General features: G+C 74.3%; 16 protein-coding genes and 1 tRNA gene. 7 read left to right on the top strand and 10 right to left on the bottom strand.

Features of this window, described 5'->3' with window-relative positions; all coding sequences use genetic code 11:
* Positions 1-9 precede the first annotated feature (9 nt).
* The 3 genes from FHX73_RS10680 to FHX73_RS10670 all read left to right on the top strand — a co-directional run bounded on the left by FHX73_RS10680 (position 10) and on the right by FHX73_RS10670 (position 5,454).
* Positions 10-2,589 (top strand): bifunctional FO biosynthesis protein CofGH, encoded by a 2,580-nt coding sequence (locus FHX73_RS10680; RefSeq protein ID WP_145904782.1) that lies wholly within the window; start codon positions 10-12, stop codon positions 2,587-2,589.
* Between the two features lie 294 nt (positions 2,590-2,883).
* The gene (gene aspS, locus FHX73_RS10675; protein ID WP_145904781.1) at positions 2,884-4,200 is read left to right on the top strand and encodes an aspartate--tRNA(Asn) ligase; all 1,317 of its coding nucleotides are present in this window, start codon (positions 2,884-2,886) and stop codon (positions 4,198-4,200) included.
* A 144-nt stretch (positions 4,201-4,344) separates the two neighbouring features.
* Positions 4,345-5,454 (top strand): ADP-ribosylglycohydrolase family protein, encoded by a 1,110-nt coding sequence (locus tag FHX73_RS10670; RefSeq protein ID WP_145904780.1) that lies wholly within the window; start codon positions 4,345-4,347, stop codon positions 5,452-5,454.
* Between the two features lie 87 nt (positions 5,455-5,541).
* Here FHX73_RS10670 and FHX73_RS10665 read toward each other — a convergent pair whose 3' ends face one another.
* The 3 genes from FHX73_RS10665 to FHX73_RS10655 all read right to left on the bottom strand — a co-directional run bounded on the left by FHX73_RS10665 (position 5,542) and on the right by FHX73_RS10655 (position 7,588).
* On the bottom strand, positions 5,542-5,754 hold the full coding sequence (locus tag FHX73_RS10665; protein ID WP_145904779.1) for a DUF397 domain-containing protein: 213 nt from the start codon (positions 5,752-5,754) through the stop codon (positions 5,542-5,544).
* Complete coding sequence (locus tag FHX73_RS10660) at positions 5,729-6,607, bottom strand: helix-turn-helix domain-containing protein (RefSeq protein WP_145904778.1); 879 nt, start codon at positions 6,605-6,607, stop codon at positions 5,729-5,731. The genes FHX73_RS10665 and FHX73_RS10660 overlap by 26 nt, the downstream gene beginning before the upstream one ends.
* A gap of 270 nt (positions 6,608-6,877) precedes the next feature.
* Entirely contained in the window at positions 6,878-7,588 is a 711-nt protein-coding gene (locus FHX73_RS10655) for a GOLPH3/VPS74 family protein (protein WP_145904777.1), read from the bottom strand.
* A gap of 336 nt (positions 7,589-7,924) precedes the next feature.
* On the opposite strand from FHX73_RS10655, the gene FHX73_RS10650 reads away from it, so the two are divergent.
* On the top strand, positions 7,925-9,868 hold the full coding sequence (locus FHX73_RS10650; RefSeq protein ID WP_145904776.1) for a hypothetical protein: 1,944 nt from the start codon (positions 7,925-7,927) through the stop codon (positions 9,866-9,868).
* A 96-nt stretch (positions 9,869-9,964) separates the two neighbouring features.
* On the opposite strand, the gene FHX73_RS10645 is transcribed toward FHX73_RS10650, so the two are convergent.
* Together FHX73_RS10645 and FHX73_RS47140 are read right to left on the bottom strand one after the other, a co-directional pair.
* Positions 9,965-10,732, bottom strand: a complete 768-nt coding sequence (locus FHX73_RS10645) for a polyprenol monophosphomannose synthase (protein ID WP_145904775.1) — start codon at positions 10,730-10,732, stop codon at positions 9,965-9,967.
* A gap of 211 nt (positions 10,733-10,943) precedes the next feature.
* Entirely contained in the window at positions 10,944-11,069 is a 126-nt protein-coding gene (locus tag FHX73_RS47140; protein WP_281292669.1) for a hypothetical protein, read from the bottom strand.
* 210 nt (positions 11,070-11,279) lie between these two features.
* On the opposite strand from FHX73_RS47140, the gene FHX73_RS10640 reads away from it, so the two are divergent.
* Positions 11,280-11,352, top strand: a tRNA-Arg gene (locus FHX73_RS10640).
* A gap of 101 nt (positions 11,353-11,453) precedes the next feature.
* Here FHX73_RS10640 and FHX73_RS10635 read toward each other — a convergent pair.
* Positions 11,454-12,632 carry an alpha-hydroxy-acid oxidizing protein gene (locus FHX73_RS10635; protein WP_145904774.1) on the bottom strand — a complete coding sequence of 393 codons (1,179 nt, stop codon included), beginning with the start codon at positions 12,630-12,632 and terminating at the stop codon, positions 11,454-11,456.
* 197 nt (positions 12,633-12,829) lie between these two features.
* On the opposite strand from FHX73_RS10635, the gene FHX73_RS10630 reads away from it, so the two are divergent.
* Entirely contained in the window at positions 12,830-14,215 is a 1,386-nt protein-coding gene (locus FHX73_RS10630; RefSeq protein ID WP_145904773.1) for a nitrosuccinate lyase, read from the top strand.
* Positions 14,216-14,248: 33 nt separating this feature from the next.
* Here FHX73_RS10630 and FHX73_RS10625 read toward each other — a convergent pair whose 3' ends face one another.
* Positions 14,249-14,986, bottom strand: a complete 738-nt coding sequence (locus FHX73_RS10625) for a hypothetical protein (RefSeq protein ID WP_145904772.1) — start codon at positions 14,984-14,986, stop codon at positions 14,249-14,251.
* 362 nt (positions 14,987-15,348) lie between these two features.
* Here FHX73_RS10625 and FHX73_RS10620 point away from each other — a divergent pair, with 362 nt between their 5' ends.
* Positions 15,349-16,869: a PucR family transcriptional regulator gene (locus FHX73_RS10620; protein ID WP_145904771.1), complete on the top strand. Its 1,521-nt coding sequence runs from the start codon at positions 15,349-15,351 to the stop codon at positions 16,867-16,869.
* Between the two features lie 18 nt (positions 16,870-16,887).
* Here the strand turns inward: FHX73_RS10620 and FHX73_RS10615 are convergent, their stop codons facing one another.
* From FHX73_RS10615 to FHX73_RS10605, 3 genes are all read right to left on the bottom strand, one after another.
* A complete protein-coding gene (locus FHX73_RS10615) occupies positions 16,888-17,766 on the bottom strand; it encodes a carbon-nitrogen hydrolase family protein (protein WP_145904770.1) in 879 nt (292 codons plus the stop codon).
* 47 nt (positions 17,767-17,813) lie between these two features.
* Positions 17,814-20,138, bottom strand: coding sequence for a murein biosynthesis integral membrane protein MurJ (gene murJ / locus FHX73_RS10610; RefSeq protein WP_170304885.1), 2,325 nt, complete (start codon positions 20,136-20,138; stop codon positions 17,814-17,816).
* A 341-nt stretch (positions 20,139-20,479) separates the two neighbouring features.
* Complete coding sequence (locus FHX73_RS10605; RefSeq protein ID WP_170304884.1) at positions 20,480-21,307, bottom strand: phosphatase PAP2 family protein; 828 nt, start codon at positions 21,305-21,307, stop codon at positions 20,480-20,482.

Raw genomic sequence — 21,307 nt, 5'->3', positions numbered from 1 at the left:
GGTCGGGCCATGGACGCCAGGGGAGAGCAGACCGCACCGACCGAGACCGCGATGCGCCGGGCGCTGCGCCGGGCCAGGGACGGGGTCGCGCTGGACCGCACGGAGGCCGCGGTGCTGCTCCAGGCCCGCGGCGCCGACCTCGTCGACCTGTGTGCCACCGCCTCCCGGATCCGCGACGCGGGCCTGGTCGAGGCGGGCCGGCCCGGGCTGATCACCTACTCCAAGAACGTCTTCATCCCGCTCACCCGGCTCTGCCGGGACCGCTGCCACTACTGCACCTTCGTCACCGTGCCGGGCAAGCTGCGCAAGGCCGGCCACGGGCTCTACCTGTCGCCGGACGAGGTGCTGGAGATCGCCCGTCAGGGCGCCGCGCTGGGTTGCAAGGAGGCGCTCTTCACCCTCGGGGACCGGCCGGAGGACCGATGGCCCGAGGCCCGCGAGTGGCTGGACGCGCACGGCTACGACGACACCATCGCCTACGTGCGGGCGATGGCGATCCGGGTGCTGGAGGAGACCGGCCTGCTGCCGCACCTCAACCCGGGCGTGCTGAGCTGGACCGACTTCCAGCGGCTGAAGCCGGTCGCCCCGTCGATGGGGATGATGCTGGAGACCACCTCGGAGCGCCTCTGGTCGGAGCCGGGCGGCCCGCACCACGGCTCCCCGGACAAGGAGCCGGCGGTGCGGCTGCGGGCGCTGGAGGACGCCGGGCGCAGCGCCGTCCCGTTCACCACCGGTCTGCTGATCGGCATCGGCGAGGACTTCGAGGAGCGGGCCGAGTCGATCCTGGCGATCCGTTCGGTGGCCCGGCGCTACCACGGCATCCAGGAGGTGATCATCCAGAACTTCCGGGCCAAGGCGGACACCGCGATGCGGGCCCGGCCGGACGCGGAGCTCACCGAGCTGGCCGCCGTGATCGCGGTGACCCGGATCGTGATGGGCCCCTCGGCGCGGATCCAGGCCCCGCCGAACCTGGTGGCCGGGGAGTACCAGCTGATGATCGACGCGGGGATCGACGACTGGGGCGGCGTCTCCCCGGTGACGCCCGACCACGTCAGCCCCGAGGCGCCCTGGCCCGCCATCGAGGAGCTGGCGGCCCGCACCGCCGCCGCCGGCTTCGGCCTGCGCGAGCGCCTGACGGTCTATCCGGAGTACGTGCTGCGCGGCGAGCCCTGGCTGGACCCGCGGCTGCTGCCGCACGTCTCGGCGCTGGCCGACCCGGCCACCGGCCTGGCCCGCCCGGACGCCGCGGTGACCGGCCGGCCGTGGCAGGAGCCCGATCAGCTGCCCGAGTCCGGCGGCCGCACCGACCTGCACCGCACCATCGACACCGAGGGCCGCACCGGCGACCGCCGGGCCGACTTCTCCGAGGTCTACGGCGACTGGGAGGCGCTGCGCGAGCAGGTCGCGCGGATTCCGCTGGCCCGCACCGACGGTGACGTCCGCTCGGCCCTGGCCGTGGCCGCCGACGACCCGACCAAGCTGACGGACGATCAGGCGCTGGCCCTCTTCCAGGCCGACGGCCCGGCGCTGGACGCGCTCTGCGCGATCGCCGACGCGGTCCGCCGCGACGCGGTCGGCGACGAGGTGACCTACTGCGTCACCCGGAACATCAACTTCACCAACGTCTGCTACACCGGCTGCCGGTTCTGCGCCTTCGCCCAGCGCCGCACCGACGCCGACGCCTACACCCTCTCGCTGGAGCAGGTGGCCGAACGGGCCGCCCAGGCCTGGGAGGTGGGCGCCACCGAGGTCTGCATGCAGGGCGGCATCCACCCGGACCTGCCGGGCACCGCCTACTTCGACATCGCCCGCACGGTGAAGGAGCGGGTGCCCGGCATGCACGTGCACGCCTTCTCGCCGATGGAGGTGGTGAACGGGGCCACCCGCACCGGCCTGTCGATCCGCGAGTGGCTGAGCCGGGCCAAGGAGTCGGGCCTGGACACCATCCCGGGCACCGCGGCGGAGATCCTGGACGACGACGTCCGCTGGGTGCTGACCAAGGGCAAGCTGCCCGCCGCCACCTGGGTGGAGGTGGTCAGCACCGCGCACGAGCTGGGCATCAGGTCCTCCTCGACGATGATGTACGGCCACGTGGACACCCCCGCGCACTGGCTCGGCCACCTGCGGCTGCTCGCGGAGATCCAGCAGCGCACCGGCGGGTTCACCGAGTTCGTCACGCTGCCGTTCATCCACACCAACGCGCCGGTCTACCTGGCCGGGATCGCCCGCCCGGGCCCGACCCACCGGGACAACCGCGCGGTGGTCGCGATGGCCCGGCTGCTGCTGCACCCGCACATCCGCAACATCCAGACCAGCTGGGTCAAGCTGGGCGCCGAGGGCGCGGCCGAGATGCTCCGCAGCGGCGCCAACGACCTGGGCGGCACCCTGATGGAGGAGACCATCTCGCGGATGGCCGGCTCGGCCTACGGCAGCTACAAGTCGATCCGCGACCTGGAGGCGATCGCCGAGGCGGCCGGCCGCCCGGCCCGCCAGCGCACCACCCTCTACGGCGAGGTGTCCGCCGAGCGCCGGGCCGCCGGGCTCGCCTCGGACGGCCACCTGCCGAAGCTGCTGCCGGTGCTCGACTGATCCGAGGATCACCAGTGCCCCCTTAAACCGTTGCCCGGCCCCGCGGCACTCGGTAGCCTCACTGTCCAACGCGGTGACGGAGACGAGTAGCCGCGGGACCGGGTGGGTCGAGAGAGCCGCCGGCAGCTGTGAAGGCGGTCCCGCTCCCCGTGGCGAAGACACTCCCGAGCGTTGACGCACGGCCACAATGAGGCCGCCGCCCCAGCGGGGTCGGCGGCAAAGGCGCGGTGGCACCGCGAGTCACCCTTCTCGCCCGCGCTCCCAAGGGATCAGTCGAGGTCCTCGGAGGACACGATGATCCACCCTTCCACCCGCACCCTGGTGTCCGAGTTGCCGTCCCACGTCGGACGGACCGTCACCGTCAACGGCTGGGTGCGCACCTCCCGCCTGCAGCGCACCATGCAGTTCGTGCTGCTCCGCGACCACACCGGCACCGTGCAGCTGACCCACCGCCGGGACGGCTCCGCGATCGAGGCCGCGCTGGAGGGCGCCGCCGTCGAGTCCGCGGTCCGGGTGACCGGCACGGTGGTGGCCAACCCGGCGGTCAAGCTGGGCGGCCTGGAGCTGCTGCCCGAGTCGGTCGAGGTGCTGGCCCCGGCGGCCGGCCCGCTGCCGGTCGACGAGCAGTCAGGACCCGAGCACCGCCAGGACTGGCGCTTCCTGGACCTGCGCCGCCGCCCGGCCGCGGGGCTCGCGCTGACCGTCGCCAGCACCCTGGAGCAGGGCCTGCGGGAGTACGCGCTGGCGCAGGGCTGCACCGAGCTGCACACCCCCAAACTGATGGCCACCGCCTCCGAGTCCGGCGCCGAGGTGTTCAAGCTGGACTACTTCGGCGGCGCCGCCTACCTCGCCCAGTCCCCGCAGTTCTACAAGCAGACCGCGATCGCGGCCGGCATCGACCGGGTCTTCGAGGTCGGCCCGGTCTTCCGCGCCGAGCCCTCCTACACCTCCCGGCACGCCACCGAGTTCACCGGCGTGGACGTGGAACTGGGCTGGACCGCCGGGGTCGAGGAGGTGCAGGCCTTCGAGGAGGGCATGATCGCGCACGCCCTGGCGCTGGTCGCCGAGCGGCACGGCGCGCGGATCCGCGAGGAGTTCGGCGTCGAGGTGACGGTGCCCGCCACCCCGTTCCCGCGGATCACCATGGCGGACGCCCAGCAGCGGCTGCGCGCGGCCGGCTGGGACCCGGAGGGCGAGAAGACCGACCTGGACCCGGCGGGCGAGCGGCTGCTGGCCGAGCTGGTGGGTGAGGAGACCGGCCACGAGTTCGTCTTCGTGACCCACTACCCGTCCGAGATCCGGCCGTTCTACCACGCCCGGCCGGCCGGGCGGCCCGACCTGACGCTCAGCTTCGACCTGCTCTGGCGCGGCCTTGAGGTGACCACCGGCGCCCAGCGCGAGCACCGCCACGAGGTGCTGGCCGAGCAGGCGGTGGAGAAGGGCATGGCGCTGGAGTCGCTGGCCGACTACCTGAACAACTTCCGCTACGGCTGCCCGCCGCACGGCGGGTTCGGGATGGGCCTGAACCGGATGCTGATGGTGCTGCTCGGGCTGGCCTCGATCCGGGACGCGGTCTTCCTCTTCCGCGGACCGAACCGGCTCACCCCCTGAGACGACGCGGGTTGACGGTCCGTTGGGCCGAACCCGTCGCGATCGACACCTTCACGAACTACAGTGCGAGGCTGCGCCCGGGGTCGCCCCGGGCGCGGTCCCGCCGTCCCGCAGCCCCGTAGCCCAGTGAAAGGCCGTCGATCCGTGATTCCCCTCTGGTCGCGCACCCAGCAGCAGGAGTACCGCAGCCGGGTGCGCGGGGTGCTGCTCGGCGGCGCGATCGGCGACGCGCTGGGCGCCGGGATCGAGTTCGACTCGCTGGACGCGATCCGCGCCGCCCACGGCCCGGCCGGCGTCACCGGCTACGTGCCCGCCTACGGGCGGCGCGGCGCCGTCACCGACGACACCCAGATGGTGCTGTTCACCGTGGACGGCCTGATCCGGGCGCACGTGCGCCAGGCCGCCGGGGGCTGGCACCCGCCCACCGACGTGCACCACGCCTACCTGCGCTGGGCCGCCACCCAGCAGGACTGGGGGCCGGACGAGCGCCGCAAGGACCTGGGCTGGCTCGGCCGGGAGGAGTGGCTCTACGCCCGGCGGGCCCCCGGCAGCGCCTGCCTGGCCGGCCTCTCCGGGCCGGACGCGGAGCGCCTGGGCACCCTGGAGCAGCCGAAGAACCCGGAGTCCAAGGGCTGCGGCACGGTGATGCGGGCCGCGCCGTTCGGCCTGCTGATCGGCTGGGAGCCGGCCCTGGTCTGCCAGCTGGCCATCGAGTGCTCGGTGCTGACCCACGGTCACCCGACCGGCTACCTGGCGGCCGGAGCCTTCGCGGTGATCGTGCACACCGTGCTGCGCGGCGGCACCGTCGAGGACGGCGTGGAGCAGGCGCTGGCGCTGCTGGCCGAGCGGCCGGGCCACGAGGAGACCACGGCGGCGCTGCGCGGGGCGCTGGCGGCGGTGCGGGCCGGCGAGCCGTCGGCGGCCCGGGTGGCCGAGCTGGGCCAGGGCTGGGTGGCCGAGGAGGCGCTGGCGATCGGGGTGTACTGCACCCTGGTGGCCGAGGACGTGCGCTCCGGGCTGCTGCTGTCGGTCAACCACTCCGGGGACAGCGACTCCACCGGGACGGTCTGCGGCAGCCTGCTCGGTGCGCTGCACGGGGAGACGGCGCTGCCCGGCGAGTGGCTCGCCGAGTTGGAGGGCCGGGGCACCATCCTGCAGCTGGCCGACGACCTGGTGCTGGAGCTGAGCCAGGGCACCGAGCTGCACGGCCCGGCGGCCGGGCCGGCCTGGCGGGAGCGCTACCCGGTCGGGTGAGACCGGGCTGCGCGCCCCGCCGGACCGCCCACGGTGCTGTCGGCCCGAAGCACCGTCAGCCCGAACGGCCGTCAGTGCGAAGCGCCGTCAGGCAGTGGCGAGTCGGTCCCCGCCCGCCGCGCCGGCGAAGGCCTGCCAGGCGGCGGGGGAGAAGTGCAGGCGCGGGCCGGCCGGGTCCTTGGAGTCGCGGACGGCGACCACGGCCTCGGCCGGGACGGCGACCTCGACGCAGTTGCCGTTCGGACCGCTGTGGCTGCTCTTGTGCCAGCCCGACTCAGCGGTCAGCGGCTTCGATCCCATTCTCGTACTCCTCCGCGTAGGTGGTGATCAACGACCGGGACTCGGCGACGCCCAGTGCCGCCGCCCTCAAGTGGTCGTAGAGACCGGTATAGCGGCGGACGTCCTGCTCCTTCTCCAGGTAGAGGTCGCTCGTCACACCTTCGAAGTAGACAACCGTGGAATCGGCAGACTCTGGGAACTCCAGCAGGGAGAATGTCCCGGTCATGCCGGGATGCGCGCCGTAAGTGAACGGCACCACCTGGATGTTGACGTTGGACCGCTCGCCGACCTCCAGCAGTTTGCGCAGCTGACCGGCCATCACCGAGCGTCCGCCGACCTCGCGGGCCAGCACCGCCTCGTCTATCACCGCCCAGAAGCTGGAGAGCTGGTCGTCGCCGGAGATCCGGTCCTGGCGCTTGAGCCGCACCTCGACCCGGCGGTTCACCGCGTTCTGGTCGGTGTCCGGCTGCACCCCGAAGACCGACGCCTCGGCGTACTCCCGGGTCTGCAACAGGCCGGGGACGAAGGAGGTCTCGTAGGAGCGGATCGAGTAGGCCTCGGTCTCCAGGCCGATGTAGACGCTGTACGGGATGTCCCCGAAGTCGTTCCACCAGCCGCGCTGCTTGGACTCCTTGGCCATCTCCATCAGGCTGTTGCGCATCTTGGCGTCGGTGACCTCGTAGACGTCGCACAGGTCGCGCACGTCCCGCGGGCTGATGCTGCGTCTGCCGTTCTCCAGCCGACTGATCTTCGACTGGGAGACCATCAGGCGGTCCGCGACCTGCTCCGCGGTCATGCCCTTCTGCTCGCGCAGCCGGCGCAGCTCCGCGCCGAGCCTGCGGCGTCGGACGGTTGGATTGACGCTCGCGGACACTTCGACCTCCGGCAGTACCTCTGGGGTGAGTGGCGGTGCGTGGAGACGACGGCGGAGCCGGGCCTGCCTTTCCGGACTCCGCCAACCCCCGGCACCAGCAGCATGGCATCCGGATCACCGGGACCGGGCGGAAACGGTCCCACCTGGGCCGGAGTACGGGATTTCCCAGCGCGCCGGGGTGCTGAAGTGGTAATGAGATGGAACGACACAGGGCGGCCGCCCCCGCTGCTCAAGCGGGGGCGGCCGCCCTCGGTGCCTGGTGGGACTGCCTCAGCGGGCGCCGACCCGACTGGGCGCGGCGGAACCGCTGCGGGCGGCCGGCGCCCGTCCGGTGCCGCCGGTCCTGGCCTGCTGTGCGGGCAGGCCGTTCTGCACGTCCATCACGGCGTGCGCGACCATGCCGCCGAGCGGGTCGTAGCGGATCAGGTCGCGCAGGCGCGACCGTGAGGACCGGCCCTCGTTGCCCGGGTAGAGGTGCTTGCCGAGCCCGACCGCGTGCGCCAGGGCGGCCAGCGCCGCGGTCCGGGGGTCCGGCGGCACGCCGGTCCGGATCGCGGTGTCCAGCCGCTGTTTGATGGCGGCGTTGGTGCAGTCGTCCGACGCCTGGTAGCGCGTCGTCGGCAGGACCCCGCACACCTGGCCCGGCACGGCGGCGACCATGCCGCACCGTTCCAGGTGCGCCAGGTAGGTCTGCCGCAGCCCCAACCGGGGCCCGCCGATCCAGTGCGCGGCACGCACCGGACTGCCGCGTCGGCGCAGCAGTTCCAGGGCGTGGTCCAGGGTGGGGTCACCGGTCGGTCGTGGCAGCACCACGGCGATCCGGTCCCCGTCCGGGACGATCCGTCCGGCCAGGGACAGCTCGACGAGCTGCGCCCCGGCGAGTCCGAGGTCGAGGGTCTGCGGCTGCGCCGTGGTACCCGTGGTCGGGTCCAGGGCGAGCAACAGGAGTTCCTCGGGAATAGTTCTACGGCTCTTGCCCATCCAAGCCTCCCCGCGTGGATGAATGACAGCGTGACGCCTCTCACACGGCCTTGTCGAGTACGCCTCCGAATCGTGACCTTGCGAGAGGAACCGTTTCTGCGGGCGCGCAGAGCGGGGAACCACGGCCCGGTGAGCGGACGTCTCTGCCCGGGACGGGCCGCGCGAGCACGATAACCGCCGGTCGGACGGGGTGTGGCGGCCCGGGAACGGTCGGCCGCTGGCGGAGACTGTAGCGGTGCGCGCCGCCCGGGAGGACCCCCGGGACGGCACTCGCGGAACCGAGCGGTGCCGCAAGTGGCACGGGAGCGGACGAGACTGACGAGGAGGTCGGGAGACGTGGGCGAGGCCCCGGAGCAGGTGCCGGACGGGGAGCGGGAGCAGCCCCCCGCGGACGCGGAGCGCAGGGCGGAGCCGGCGGACGGCGGCGGAACCGTCCATCTCCGCGTCCGCGATGCGGACACGGCGACCACCTCGCTGCGGCTGCCGGAGACCGGGGCCGCCGAGCCGGTGGCGGAGTCGGCGGCGAAGGAGTCGCAGGCCGTGGATCCGCGTCTCGCGATCCGGGACGAGCGGGTGGTCGACGGCGAGACGGCGCCGACCGGGGGCGACGCGCCGGAGGCGGCCGCGGACGAGGTGGCTGACGCGCCGTCAGCGCCGTCAGTACAGTCGGCGCCGTCGGTCGATCGGGCGACGGTCTTCCTCAAGACCCGGCCGGTCGCCGCCGCGCCCGAGCGGGCGGAGTCGGTGGTGCCGGTCGGGCCGGTCGATTCGGTCGATCCGGTGGAACTGACCAAGCCGGTGCCGTTGCCCGAAGCCGCTCCGTTGCCCAAGGCCGAGCCCGTCGCGCGCCCCGAGCCCGTCGCACGGCCCGAGCCCGTCGCGCCGCCGGTCCGGGCGCTGGCCTCCACCCCGCCGCCCGCGCCGGTCTTCGCCGCCGCCACGGCGCCGGCCGCCGGCGCCGCTGCCGCTGCCGCGGTGGCCGTCGCCGAGCCACCGGTCGGCCCGCCCCCCGGCCCGCCGCCCGCCGGGCCCGCCGCCGACGGCGCCCCGCTGCTCTCCCCGGGCCGCCGGGCCGCCCGCGCCGCCGTGGTCTGGTCGCTGGTCGCCGTGCTGGTGATCGGGGCACTGGTCGCCGCCCAGCTGCTGCGCCCGCTGCCCGACCCGAAGATCGAGCTGACCGCCCAGACCTCCTACACCTTCACCGGCTCCCCGGTCGCGCTGCCCTGGCCGAGCAAGGGTCAGGCCGCCGCGGAGGTGGTCGGCCTCGGCCCGCTCGGCAGCTCCGGTCCGGCGGACACCCCGGTGCCGATCGCCAGCGTCACCAAGGTGATGAACGCCTACCTGGTGCTGCAGAAGCACCCGCTCAAGCGCGGCGAGTCCGGCCCGACGATCATCGTGGACAAGGCCGCCGCCCAGGAGTCCGGCGACTCCGACCAGTCCACCGTCAAGGTGACCGAGGGCCAGCAGATCAGCGAGTACGAGGCGCTGGAGATGCTGATGCTGCCCAGCGCCAACAACATCGCCCGGCTGCTGGCCCGCTGGACGGCCGGCGACGAGCAGACCTTCGTGCAGCAGATGAACCAGCAGGCCGCCGGCCTGGGCATGGCCCACACCACCTACGCCGACGCGGCCGGCTACAACGCCAACACCAAGAGCACCGCCACCGACCAGCTGAAGATCGGCGAGCTGGCGATGAAGGACGAGATCTTCCGGCAGATCGTGGCCGAGCCGCGCGCCACCATCGCCGGCGCGGTGATCAGCAACACCAACGGGCTGCTCGACCCGAAGACCGGGGTGATCGGCGTGAAGACCGGCTCCTCCACCCCGTCCGGCAGCTGCCTGATGTGGGCGGCCACCAAGGAGGTCGGCGGCACCCAGCAGCTGCTGCTCGGGGTGACCCTGGGTCAGCCGCCGACGGCCACCGACAACATCATCAAGGCCGCCCAGACGGTCAGCTCGCGGATCATCACGGCCGGCCAGGCCGCCGTCACCGGCCACACCCTGGCCAAGCAGGGCGACGTGGTGGGCTACGTCTCCGACGGGCTCGGCGGCAAGGTGCCGCTGGTGGCCGGCAAGGACCTCACGGTGCCCGGCTTCACCGGCACCTCCGCCACGGTGACCCTGCAGCGCAGCGGGAACCTGGGGCACTCGGCCCCGGCCGGCACCCAGGTCGGCACGCTGACCGCCGGCAGCGGCCCGGGCCAGGTGCAGGTGCCGGTGGTGCTGCAGCGCGACCTGGCCCCGCCGTCGATCCTGTCCCGGCTCACCCGGCTCGGCTGAGGCCCGCGCCCGTCCGACCCGGGGAGAACGCGGAAGCGGCCCGCACGCGTCACGCGTGCGGGCCGCTCCGTCTTCTCGTGCTACTTGCTTCTCGTGCTACTTGCGCTTCTTGCCGGTCAGCTTGCCCAGCCGGGCCTGCACGCCCCAGACGGTGACCCGCCAGAGCGCCTCGACCACGATGTTCTTGCTCATCTTCGAGGCGCCGTGCTCGCGCTCGACGAAGGTGATCGGCACCTCGGCCACCTTGAAGCCGCTGCTCACGGAGCGGAAGGCGAGGTCGACCTGGAAGCAGTAGCCGGCCGAGGCGACCTGGTCCATGCCGAGGCCGAGCAGGGTCTCCTTGCGGAAGGCCCGGTAGCCGCCGGTGACGTCCCGGATCGGCACGCCCAGCATCAGGCGGGAGTAGGTCGAGCCGCCGCGCGACAGCATCAGGCGGGACTTCGGCCAGTTGACCACCTTGCCGCCCGGCACCCAGCGCGAGCCCAGCACCAGGTCGGCGCCGCGCAGCGCGGTCAGCAGGCGGTACAGCTCCTCGGGCTGGTGCGAACCGTCGGCGTCCATCTCGACCAGCACGTCGTAGCCGTTGTCGATGCCCCAGCGGAACCCGGCGAGGTAGGCCGCCCCCAGGCCTTCCTTGCCCTTGCGGTGCATCACGTGGACGTTGCCGTCCTCCTTGGCGATCTTGTCGGCCGCCTCGCCGGTACCGTCCGGGCTGTTGTCATCGGCGACCAGGACGTGCACCTCGGGGACCGCTGCCCGGACCCGGGAGACGATTCGCTCGACGTTCTCGATCTCGTTGTAGGTCGGGATGATGACCAGCACCTTGCCGAGATCGGCGAAGGAGGTCTCCTGGGGCGCAGTCACGTATGAGCCTTTCGGGGGTTGCACCGCGTCCAGCGCCGGACCGCGGGGTTCGTTACCAGTCCCGATGGTAGCGACCCTACAAGGGTGGTCGTTACCCGGCCGGGACCCTCCCCGCACCGCCGCCTCCCCGCCCCGGCGGCCCGGCCGCGGTGCGGTGCCGCACCGGCGCGCGGACCGGGCGTTCCCCCTTCCGACCTGGTCTGATGCCCCGTCAGTCCGCCTCGTCCTGCTGACGATCCTCGGCCAGCGACTGCTTCAGGCCGTCCAGCAGCAGGACGAAGTTCTCCAGGTCCCCACTCTGCAGGGCCTCCGGCGGCGATGTGCTCGACTCGTTCATGAACCGAACCTAACCGCCGCCGATCAACAACAGATAAGCGCGACACCCGCCCGACCTGCCGTTCTCCCGGCCCCCGCAGGCCGCCGCGTGCCTGGTCAGCCCCGCTGCGGCCGCCCGCCGGCCCGGCCCGGGACCCGCCGCCCCGCACCGGCGAACCGGGCCCGGGCCCCGACCGCATCCGCTAGGCTGTGCTGGGTCGTACGACCCCCCGCCCCAGTAGCTCAGGGGATAGAGCACAGCTCTCCTAAAGCTGGTGTCGCAGGTTCGAATCCTGCCTGGGGCACGCACGGCGGGCGTTCTCCGCCACCGGAGGGCCGGGCGAGCACCAGCGCCCGGCCCTTCGCGTTCGGTGTTCCCGCAGGTCGGGATCCTGGTGAGGCGGCATCAGTTCCGGCGCAGGGCGCCGTCCGCGCGCAGGTCGGCCAGGGTCGGGTAGCCGTCCACGGCCATGATCAGGTCGGCCTCGGCGAGCAGGCTGCGCAGCACGTGGACGATCCCGTCCGTGCCCGCCAGCGCCAGGCCGTAGGCGTAGGGGCGGCCCACGCCGACGGCGGTGGCGCCGAGGGCGAGCGCCTTGACCACGTCGGCCCCGGAGCGCACCCCGGAGTCGAAGAGCACCGGCAGGCCGTCGGCGGCCTCGACCACGCCGGGCAGCGCGTCCAGCGCCGCGAGGCCGCCGTTCGCCTGCCGGCCGCCGTGGTTGGAGCAGTAGACGCCGTCCACCCCGCCGTCCTTGGCCCGGCGGACGTCCTCCGGGTGGCAGATGCCCTTGAGGACGATCGGCAGGTCGGTGAGCGAGCGCAGCCAGGGCAGGTCGTCCCAGGTCAGCGGGTTGCCGAAGACCCGTACCCACTCCAGCACGGCCGCCCCCGGATCCTCCTCGGGCGTCTTGGCGAGCCGGGCCCGGAACACCGGGTCGCCGGTGTAGTTGGCCAGGCAGTGCCCGCGCAGCTGCGGGAAGTTGGCGGCGGCCAGGTCGCGCGGGCGCCAGCCGGTGATCCAGGTGTCCAGGGTGACCACGATGCCCCGGAAGCCGGCCGCCTCCGCGCGGTGCACCAGGCTCTCGGCGAGCGCCCGGTCGGTCGGCGTGTAGAGCTGGAAGAAGCCGGGGGTCCCGCCGAACCCGGCCGCGACCTCCTCCAGGGGGTCCACCGTCAGGGTGGAGGCCACCATCGGCACGCCGGTGCGGGCGGCGGCCCGGGCGGTGGCCAGGTCGCCGTGCCCGTCCTGCGCGCACAGCCCGAGCACCCCGACCGGCGCCATGAACAGCGGGGACGGCAGCCGCAGCCCGAACAGCTCCACCGACAGGTCGCGCCGGGCCGCCCCGACCATCATCCGCGGCACCAGGCCCCACTTGTCGAAGGCCGACACATTGGCCCGCTGGGTGCTCTCGTCGCCCGCCCCGCCCGCCACGTAGGACAGCACCGAGGGCGCCATGGCCGCCCGGGCCCGGGCCTCCAACTCGGCGAAGCCCATCGGCAGCGTCGGCAGCACGCCGGCGAGCCCGTTGAAGTAGATCTCGTGCTGGTAGTCGCCGAACCGGCCCTCGAACTCCGGGTCCACCTCGATCGCCTTCTTTCCTGACGCTGACGTTGACGTTGACGTCCTGACCGTGCCGGGGAACCGCGGCCGGGGGCAAGGGGGCGGGGCAAGGGGCCGGCGCGGGGTGCTGTCGCCGACCCGGTTTGTGCGTACGGTCGTGCGGTTAGGCTGATCGGGTCCTGACGCAACGCCCGTACGACGCATCGGAGTCCTGGACCATGACCGAGCACGTTGCTCCCGCGCTTGACTACGACTCAGGGCTGCTCTCCCCGGTCCGGGTGGGGACGCCGGTGGAGGCGGTGACCGGCGACACCGCCTGGCTGCAGGCGATGCTGGACGCGGAGGCGGGGCTGGCCAGGGCCCAGGCGCGGCTCGGCACGGTGCCCGCGGCGGCGGCCGACACGATCGGGCGGCTCGCCCGGGCGGAGCTGCTGGACCTGGCCGCGCTGGCCCGGGCCGGGCGGGAGGCGGCCAATCCGGTGGTCGGGCTGGTCCGGGCGCTCACCGCGGTGGTCGCGGCCGAGGACCCGAGCGCCGCCGAGTACGTGCACCGGGGCTCCACCAGCCAGGACGTGCTGGACACCGGCTCGATGCTGGTCGCCCGGCGGGCGATCGCGGTGATCCTGCCCGACCTCGACCGGACCGCCGCCGCGCTGGCCGCGCTGGCCGCCGAGCACCGCGGCACCACCATGGCCGGGCGCACCCTGGCCCTGCACGCCGTGCCCACCACCTTCGGGCTCAAGGCGGCCGGCTGGCTGGAGCTGGTCCGCACCGCGCGGACCCGGCTGGCCGAGCTGGCCGACCGGCTGCCGGTCGAACTCGGCGGCGCGGCGGGCACGTTGGCCGGCTACCTGGAGTACGCCGAGGGGGCGGGGGAGGACTACGCCCGCCGGCTCACCGAGACCTACGCGGACGAACTCGGCCTGGCCGTGCCCGAACTGCCCTGGCACGCGCTGCGCACCCCGATCGCCGACCTCGGGGCGGCCTGCGCGCTGCTCACCGGCGTGCTGGGCAAGATCGCGGTGGACGTGCAGGTGCTGGTCCGCACCGAGGTCGGCGAGCTGGCCGAGCCGGCCGCCGTCGGGCGCGGGCGGTCCTCCGCGATGCCGCACAAGCGCAACCCGGTGCTCAGCACGCTGATCCGCTCGGCCGCGCTCCAGGTGCCGGTGCTCTCGGCCGGCCTGGCGCAGTGCCTGGTCGCCGAGGACGAGCGCTCGGCCGGGGTCTGGCACGCCGAGTGGCTGCTGCTGCGCGAGTGCCTGCGCCTCGCCGGCGGCGCGGCGCACCTGGCGGCGGAGCTGGCGGAGGGTCTGGAGGTGCGCCCGGAGCGGATGCGGGCCAACCTCGACCTGACGGGGGGCCAGCTGGTCTCCGAGCGGATCGCCGCCGTGCTGGCCCCGCTGCTCGGCCGCGGCACCGCCCAGGAGCTGCTGAACCGCGCCGCCACCCTGGCCGCCGCCGAGCAGCGCCCGCTGGGCGCCGTCCTCGCCGAGCAGCCGGAGCTGCACGGCAAGCTCACCGATGCCGCGCTGGCCGAGCTGCTCGACCCGGCCAACTACACCGGCGCGGCGGTCCCCTTCACCGACCGGGCGGTGCGCGGCTGAGCGGCCGTCAGGCCGACGGGAGCTGAGCCGCCGTCAGCCCCGGCCCCGGCGGTGCGCCCCGCGCAGCACCAGGGCGGGCGCGCCGTCGTCGTACCCGCCGCAGGCGGTGGCCGACCACGGGGAGCGGGACTGCGGGACGGCGTAGTAGGGGACGAGCACCCGGCGGGTGCGGTGCCAGGCCCGCCGCACCTCCAGCAGCGCGGGCAGCACGTCCGGCAGCTCGCCCGCCAGGACGGCCCGGCGGCAGGCCTCGCAGGCCGGGCGCCGGTCCGCCGCCGCCTCCCGCGGCCCGACCCGGCGCCGGGCCTGCTTCTTGCCGGCCTTCGGCGCGGCGGCCGGCGGGTGCAGCGGGTAGTAGAAGCAGCGGGCGGGCGGGGGCACCGGGCGCCGGCCGGCCAGCCGCTCGTGCGCGGCCGCCAGCCGGTCCACCGCGCGCTCGGCCAGCACCACGGCGGCGGCCAGGTCGGGCAGGTCGGTGCCGTCCTCGTCCAGCAGCTTCCCGGCGGCCTGGTAGGCCTCGACCGCCCACAGGTAGTCCGCGCCGGCGGGCCCGCCGGCCAACTGCGGCGGGAAGTCGGGCTCGGCGGCCCGCAGCACGTCCCCGACCAGGGCGATCCGCTCCTGCGCGAAGGACCGCAGCCGCTCCCGCAGGGTCTCCCACTCCCGGAGCACCAGCTCCTGCCGCTCCTTCGACATCCGCCGGGCCCGCGGTGCGGCGCCCCCGCCCGCCCGGTCGCCCAGCAACCGCAGGAACCACCAGTGCCGGAACACCCGCCCGCCTCCCCGTCCGCTCGCGCTCCGCGGTGCACGCCACCGAGGTGAACGCGACTGGGGTGAACGCTACTGAGCAGGACGGACGGGCAAGGTGCCGGGGCCCCGCGCGGCCGAAGGCTGATGGGAGGACCGCGCGGTGATCCGGTGCCGATCACCGGACGCCCCGGCACCTGGTGAGCCCAGTGAAGCAACGGGCGCAATGGTGCGGGCAGTGGTGCCGGGCACCAGGTGGGGCGGGTCGGTTCGGATGATCGACCAAAGGGGTTCAACCGTCCCGGCCCTGGCATTTACCATGCAGCTGCACCTGAATCCCTGGCTGCTAAGAGGGCCGGCCGGGTGCGGCACGGAGGAGAGTCCCAGTGATCGTCGCTGATCTGCTGCAGGTCCCGGATCTTCGGCTGTCGGTGGCGTGGGGCCCGCCGGAGCTGCTGGAGCGCCAGGTCACCGGTGTGACCTCCACCGACCTGCAGGACCCGGCCCGCTACCTCCAGCCGGGCGAGCTGGTGCTCTCCGGGCTGGTCTGGTGGCAGCCCGAGCACCCGCTCGCGCAGACCCTGGCGCTGCGCTTCGCCACCTCGCTGCGCAGCGCCGGGGTGGCCGCCCTGCTGGCCGGCGAGGGCACCCACGGCGAGGTGCCCCCGGCCCTGGTCGAGGCCTGCGAGGTGCACGGCATCCCGCTGCTCTCGGTGCCGGCCGGCACCAGCTTCCGGGCCGTCACCGACCGGGTCTACCTGCGGCTGTGGGGCGGCCTGCGCCCGGCGGACGAGCCCGCGGCGGCGGTGCCGGAGCAGGCCCGCCGGGAGCTGGTCGAGCTGATGTACGCGGGCGCGCCGCCGGACGTGGTGCTGGAGCGGGCGGTCTCCCGGCTCGGCTGCGGACCGTGCTCGCTGATCACCGCCTCCGGCCGGACCGTGGCGACCTCCGGCGGCGCCCCCGACCCGGCCCCCGACCCCGCGACGGTGCGCGCCGCGCTGCCGGTCGGCGAGGGCGGCGACAACCCGTTCGACGGCTGGTACCTGCACCCGCACGGCGAGACGGCCGGCCAGGCGACCGTGCTGCACGGCCTGGCCGAGGTGCTGGGCACGCTGTGGACCAGGGCCCGCGGCGAGGCGGCCGAGCGCCGCCGGTCGGCCGGCCGGCTGGCCGCGCTGCTCGGCGCCGACTCCCCGGTGCACGCCGCCGCGCTGCTGGAGGCGCTGGCCGCCTGCGGCCTGCCGACCGGTCGGCCGCTGGTGCCGCTGACGGCCCGGATCGACGGCCAGGACGCCCCCTGGGCCGCCGACGCGCTGGCCGAGGCGCTGCGCTCGGCCGGCGGCGAGTTCGCGGTCGGCACCGAGCCGAGCGGCCGGGCGGTGGCGATCGCCGCCACCGCCGACCCGGCGGCGCTGACCGCCGTGCTGCGCGAGGTCTGGCCCCGGTTGCAGGCCCGGCTGCCCGACCGGCACCTGCTGCGGGCCGGCGTGGGCCCCCGGGTGGAGCGCCCGGCGCTGGACCTGGCGGCCGGACTGCGCCAGGCCCGGTACGCGCTGGACGCCGCGGCGGCGGGCCGCCGGCGGGCCACGGTGGGGGCCAGCGGCGAGCTGGACTCGCTGGCCGCCCTGGTCCGCGGCATCCCGCCGGAGGTGGCCCGGGCGTTCCGCGGCCGGCTGCTGGACCCGCTGGTCGAGCACGACCGCAGCACCGGCGGCGCGCTGCTCGCCACCCTGGTCAGCTTCCTGGACCACGACTGCTCCTGGGCCCGGACCGCCGAGGCGCTGCACGTCCACGTGAACACCGTGCACTACCGGATCCGCCGGATCGAGGAGCTCACCGTGCGCGACCTGGCCCGGCTGGACGACCGGCTGGACCTGCGCGCGGCCCTGCTGTGCGGCGCGCCCTGAGCGCACTCTGAGGGTCCGTCAGAGCTTGACCTGGATGCGGGGGGCCGGGGCGGCGGTCTCCCGCGCGGGCAGGTCCGCCAGCATCTCCAGCTCCGCCCGGGTGGTGGCGAGCACGGCGGGGTCCAGCTCCGCGATCGCGAGCCCGCACTCGGTCTGGCCGGCATCGGCCAGCAGCACGCCGTCCGGGCCCCAGGCGGAGCTGCCGCCGCAGGTGTCCCAGCCGCCGGTCGCGCCGATGTGGTTGGCGAGCAGCACGTAGCAGGTGTTGTCCAGCGCCCGGGCCGGGAACCAGACGGCCCGCTGCACCCGCCCGTGCCCGGTGCCGAAGAGCGCGCTGGCCAGGTAGGCGTGGCAGCCGTCGAGCGCGGCGGCCCGGGCGTGCTCGGGGAAGCCGGAGTCGTAGCAGATGCCCAGGCCCAGCCGCCAGCCGTCCAGCTCGACCGTGCAGCCGTGCTCGCCGGGGGTGTAGAGCTCGACCTCGGTGTGGAACAGGTGCTGCTTGTCGTACCGGGCGCGCACCGCACCGTCGCCGCCGATGACCAGCACGCTGACCCGCAGGGTGCCCTCGGCGTCCCGGCCGGCCGCGCCGACCACGGCCGCGGTGCCGGTCTCCCGGCAGGCCTCGGTGATCGGCGCGAGGCGCGGGTCCTCCTCGGTGACGGTGTAGCGCACCGGGTCGGCGGCGATCAGCGCGGGCTCGTAGCCGGTGAGGAACTTCTCGGCGAAGAGCACCAGCCGCACCCCCTCGGCGGCGGCCCGCCGGATCAGTTCGGCGGCCCGGGCGGCGTTGGCCTCGACGTCACCGGAGACCACGGTGGACTGGGCGGCGGCGATCCGCAGCGGCGAGGTGGGCAGCGGTGGGGTGGCCGGCACGGCGGAAACATGAGTGGCAGTCATGTTCTGCCACCCTAGCAACGCGCTCCCCGACCCCGACAGGCGTTCGCTCAGGCCCGCCGGCGCCGGCCGCTCGGCTCCGGCTCGGCCGGGAACGGCAGCCGCAGCTTGCGGGCCAGCGGCGCCACCGTGCTCGCCGCGCCCAGCGGCTTGGCCAGCAGGAAGAGCGAGACCAGCACCGTCACGGTGCCGAGCACCAGCCCGATGCCGTTGCCCAGGGTGGACGCCACCACGCCGCCGCTGATCGCACCGCTGACCGCGGCGGCCAGGAAGTGGCCGACCAGCGCGCCCGGCAGGCAGGCCAGCAGCAGCCCCAGGTGCAGCCCGAAGACCCGCCGCCCGTCCAGCCCGCTGCGCATCGGCTGGCGCAGCGCGGCCCGCAGCACCTCGGCGCGCCGCTGCGGGTCCTCCGGCGCGGCCGGCAGCGAGCGCAGTCGCCGGGCCAGCGCGAAGCCGGTGATCAGCATGTTGATCACGCAGGCGATGCTCTGGGCGGCGGCCATGCCGACGATGATCCAGCGCGGGCTGAAGGACACGTAGGCGAGGTAGGAGAAGAACACGTTGGAGCCCGAGGAGACCACGGTCAGCCAGAACGGGGTCCGGGCGTCGCCCATCGCGTAGAAGCCGCGGGCCAGCGCGTACTGCGCGCAGAAGAACGGGATGCCGATGGCGAAGGCGAGCAGCGCCCCTGAGATCACCGCCAGGCCCAGCTTGGTCTGGTGGCCGTAGCCGTAGGCGAGGTGGGTGATCTGGTCGGAGAAGGCGATGAAGAGCACCGTGGCCGTGATGATCATGGCGGCCGAGTTGCGCAGCACCCGGGCCAGGTCGGCACCGATCTTCTGCAGGTTGCCCTCGGTGGCGGCCCGGGACATCTGCGGCATGATCGCGGTCACCATCGAGATGGTGATCACGCCCTGCGGCACCAGGAAGAGCGTGCTGGCGTAGGTGTAGGAGGCGTTGCCGATGCCGACCATCTTGTCGCCGCCGATGTGGTCCACGGCGGTGGTCAGCGCGGTGATCTCGGTGAACGCGACCTGGGTGACGATCACCAGCAGCAGCGCCCAGGTGGCGGCCTTGATCGGGGCGCCGAGACCGGCGCCGCGCCAGTCGAACCGCGGGGTCCAGCGGAACTTGACCGCCCGCAGCGAGGGCACCAGACCGAGCGCCTGCACCACCACGCCGAGCAGGGTGCCGAGCCCCAGCAGCCAGGTCTGCCCGGTGGTGACCGCGCCGGTGCTCGCGGCCTGGCCGCCGATCGCGATGTAGAGCCCGAAGACGGCGCAGGCCACCACGTTGTTGAGCACCGGCGTCCACATCATGGCGCCGAACTTGCCCCGGGCGTTGAGCACCTGGCCGAGCAGCGTGAAGAGTCCGTAGAAGAAGATCTCGGGCAGGCAGAACCGGGCCAGCGAGACGGTCAGGCTGCGGTCCGACCCGGTCCAGTCGCCGGCGTAGATGTTCACCAGCCACGGCGCGATCAGCACCGAGACGATGGTGAGCAGGCCCAGCGCGACCGTGCACAGGGTCAGCAGGCGGTCGGTGTAGGCGACGCCGCCGTCGGCGTCGTTCTTGGCCGCCTTGACCAGCTCGGGCACGAAGATCGACTGGAGCGCGCCGCCGATCAGCATGGTGAAGACGATGTTCGGCAGGGTGTTCGCCACGTTGAAGGCGCTGCCGAGGATGCCGGGGCCGAGCGCGGCGACCAGCATCGCGGTGCGCACGAAGCCGAGCCCGCGCGAGGCCAGCGTGCCGATCGCCATGATCAGGCCGTTGCGCCCGGCCGCCGCGTCCTCGGACTGCTCCGGCCGGGCCTGCGGCGGGGCGGCCGGCTCGGCGGGCCGCTGGTGCGGCAGCTGGGGCGGGGCCGTCGGGGCCGGCGGGATCAGGTACTGCTCCTGGGCGGTGATCGCGCGCAGCGACATGGTGGGCGGGTCGTTGAAGGTGTGCGGCAGGCCGTAGTCCGCGGGCAGCAGGTAGGGCTCGGACACCTGGTACTGGTGGGCGTGCTGCTCCGGGCCCGGGTACGGCTGGTAGGCCGGGTACTGCTGGTACGGCTGCTGCTGCTCGTACTGCGGCTGCGACTGCGGCTGCTCGTACGGTGCCTGCTCGTACGGTGTCTGCTCGTACCGCGCCTGCTCGTACTGCTGCGGCGGCGGGTCCTGGTAGAGCGGCTGCTGGTACTCGGGGTAGCCGGCGGGCTGCTGCTCGTAGCCGTAGGACGGCTGCGGCTGCGGCGGCGGCTGGTCGTAGGAGAACTGCGGCTGCTGCGGGTCCGGTTGACCCTGCTCCGGCATCGCCGGGTACGGCTGGGCCGCCCCGTGCGACTCGGATGACCCGTACGACCCGTACGGCTCACCCGCCGTGTGCGTGGTCATGGAACTCCCGTGGCTCGGTTTCCGGGCAGGTGCTGCTGCGGGGTGCCGCAGGTCAGGTGCTCGGTTCCCCGAGCCGGGCACAGGCATACCCAGCCGAAGCAGTCTGCCCCATCAGGGCACTTCATGGGGAGTCGGGTGTCCTGTGGTGAGGATCTCGGGGACGTGAACCGGCCGCGCGCGAGCGTCGGCCGACGCGGCGAACCGGCGGGTGTTTGGGGTGCTTTGCGGAGGTTTTGCCCGGAATTTCGCCCCGGTTTGTTGTGATTGGGACACCACCGGCGGTGGCGGGATGTCGTTGTCCGGCCCCTGTCACCCGTGAGTGTGAGCTATCTCACCGACCGTCAGCTGTCCGGCCGGTCCAGGTAGTCGGGCTCCACCCGCTCGCCGAACGGCAGCTCCGGGAACGGCACACTGGTGGCCAGCACGCTCTGCACCCGGGGCCTGGTGCGCCAGTTCACCCGCCGGACGTCCCGGGAGAGCGCGCCGGGCCGCCACAGCTCGGCCGCCACGGTGGTGCCGCCGAGCACCGCGGCGGCCAGGATCCAGCCGCCCAGCACGTCGCTGGGCCAGTGCACGCCGAGCGCGATCCGGGTGAACCCGACCAGCAGGCTGGCCGCCACCGCCACCGCCGAGCAGGCGATCCGGGCCGGCCGGTCCACCCGCGGCCAGACCAGCGCCACCAGGGTGGCCCCGGTGATCGCGGCGGCCATCGCGTGGCCGGAGGGGAAGGCCGCGCCGGGGGCGGAGGCCACCGGGTCCGGCCAACTCGGCCGGGGCCGGTCCACTAGGGCCTTGGCCAGCCACTGCGCGCCCCAGCCGACCAGCGCCTGCGCGGCCGTCCAGCCGGCCAGCGCGCGGGCGCCGATCGCCCACAGCCAGGCGGCGGCCAGCGCGAGCAGGGTGCGCATCACCACCGGGCCGCCGAGCGTGCTGGTGGTCTGCATCGAGGCGGTGAAGGCGGCGTGGTCCCGGGCGAACCGGTGCAGCCCGTCGGTCCAGGACTGGTCCAGCCGGGCCAGCGGCCCCCAGCCGCCCTCGACCAGCCCGAGCAGCAGGGCGAAGACCGCGAGCGCGCCGAGCGCCACCGCCGCGTAGCGCGGCAGGCGGGCGCGCAGCGTGCTCCGGCGCTGCTGGTCCGAGGGTTGGTCCCGGCCGGTGGTCAGGTGCAT

It is taken from the genome of Kitasatospora viridis, from assembly GCF_007829815.1.
Classification (GTDB): Bacteria; Actinomycetota; Actinomycetes; order Streptomycetales; family Streptomycetaceae; genus Kitasatospora; species Kitasatospora viridis.
Note: the sequence above shows the minus strand (reverse complement) of the source record. Positions and strands in the feature narration are given on the sequence as shown.

What these genes read in the sequence shown, in the direction of transcription:
- FHX73_RS47140 (WP_281292669.1), bottom strand. Translation starts at nt 11,069, where the DNA reads ATGAACGAGTCGAGCACATCGCCGCCGGAGGCCCTGCAGAGTGGGGAC.
- FHX73_RS10615 (WP_145904770.1), bottom strand. Translation starts at nt 17,766, where the DNA reads ATGACTGCCACTCATGTTTCCGCCGTGCCGGCCACCCCACCGCTGCCC.
- FHX73_RS10665 (WP_145904779.1), bottom strand. Translation starts at nt 5,754, where the DNA reads ATGGGATCGAAGCCGCTGACCGCTGAGTCGGGCTGGCACAAGAGCAGC.
- FHX73_RS10630 (WP_145904773.1), top strand. Translation starts at nt 12,830, where the DNA reads ATGACCGAGCACGTTGCTCCCGCGCTTGACTACGACTCAGGGCTGCTC.
- murJ (WP_170304885.1), bottom strand. Translation starts at nt 20,138, where the DNA reads ATGACCACGCACACGGCGGGTGAGCCGTACGGGTCGTACGGGTCATCC.
- FHX73_RS10655 (WP_145904777.1), bottom strand. Translation starts at nt 7,588, where the DNA reads ATGGGCAAGAGCCGTAGAACTATTCCCGAGGAACTCCTGTTGCTCGCC.
- FHX73_RS10680 (WP_145904782.1), top strand. Translation starts at nt 10, where the DNA reads ATGGACGCCAGGGGAGAGCAGACCGCACCGACCGAGACCGCGATGCGC.
- FHX73_RS10605 (WP_170304884.1), bottom strand. Translation starts at nt 21,307, where the DNA reads ATGCACCTGACCACCGGCCGGGACCAACCCTCGGACCAGCAGCGCCGG.
- aspS (WP_145904781.1), top strand. Translation starts at nt 2,884, where the DNA reads ATGATCCACCCTTCCACCCGCACCCTGGTGTCCGAGTTGCCGTCCCAC.